This is a genomic window from Candidatus Methylomirabilota bacterium (genome assembly GCA_028870115.1).
In the GTDB taxonomy this organism is placed as follows: Bacteria; Methylomirabilota; Methylomirabilia; order Methylomirabilales; family Methylomirabilaceae; genus Methylomirabilis.
The window spans coordinates 1-1066 of record JAGWQH010000120.1 but is presented as its reverse complement, the minus strand read 5'-3'; the positions used below and the strand labels follow the sequence as shown (position 1 = coordinate 1066).

The following is a 1066-nucleotide window of genomic DNA, read 5'->3' as shown; positions in this document are numbered from 1 at the left end:
TCGCAGACCAGCGACGGCGCGGCCGCGGTGTTAGTGATGTCAAGGGAGAAGGCGCGCCAAGTGGGACTGCGACCGCTCGCGGTCTTCAAGGCATTTGCCGTCGCAGGCGTGCCGCCGGATCTCATGGGGATTGGACCGGTCGAGGCGATCCCTAAAGCGCTCAAGCTCGCCGGCCTCACCCTTGACCAGATCGACCTGATCGAGCTGAACGAGGCATTCGCCGCACAGGCCCTTGCCGTCATCCACGAGCTGAAGCTCCCTACTCCTCGGATGAACGTCAACGGCGGTGCAATCGCCCTGGGTCATCCGCTCGGATGCACCGGAGCGAAACTGACGGCCACGCTGCTGCACGAGATGGGACGACGCGCATCTCGCTATGGTATGGTCACGATGTGCATCGGTGGGGGGATGGGGGCTGCGGGCATCTTTGAACGGATATAGGGGTTAGGGCGGAGGATGACCAGATGACTACCTCGAAGCCTGAGCCCGTTGCGGGCGGCAGCTTTCTCATCTGCGAGACACCTCCTCAGGAGGTCTTCACGCCTGAAGACCTGAGTGAGCAACAGCAGATGATGCTGAAGGTGACGCGCGAGTTCATCGCGGCCGAGGTCAAGCCCAAGGCCGAGCAGATTGAGCACCAGGACTGGGACCTGACGCTGCAGCTCTTCAAGAAGGCGGGGGAGTTGGGACTGCTGTCGGTGGACATCCCGACCAAGTACGGTGGCTTGGAACTGGACCTGATCACCTCTACAGTCATTGCCGAACAGATGATTGAGGGCGGTTCCTTTGCCATCTCGGTCTTGGACCACTCGGGAATCGGGTCGCTCCCGATCGCCTGGTTCGGCACCGCCGAGCAGAAGGCTCGCTATCTGCCCCTTCTTGCCACCGGGACAAAGATCGGTTCCTACGCGCTCACAGAGCCAGGCTCCGGCTCCGATGCGCTCAGCGCCAAAACGAAGGCGGTCCTCTCACCTGACGGAAAGTTCTACATCTTGAACGGCACGAAACAGTTCATCACGAATGCCGGCTTTGCCGATCTATACATTACCTACGCCAAGGTGGACGG

The 1066-nt window shown here is 61.1% G+C and carries 2 protein-coding genes; both read left to right on the top strand.

The window, feature by feature from the left end; translation table 11 throughout:
- Positions 1-441 (top strand): thiolase family protein (locus KGL31_14215; GenBank protein MDE2323033.1); only part of this gene is annotated, 441 nt, incomplete at its 5' end.
- Between the two features lie 23 nt (positions 442-464).
- Positions 465-1066 (top strand): acyl-CoA dehydrogenase family protein (locus KGL31_14210; protein ID MDE2323032.1); only part of this gene is annotated, 602 nt, incomplete at its 3' end.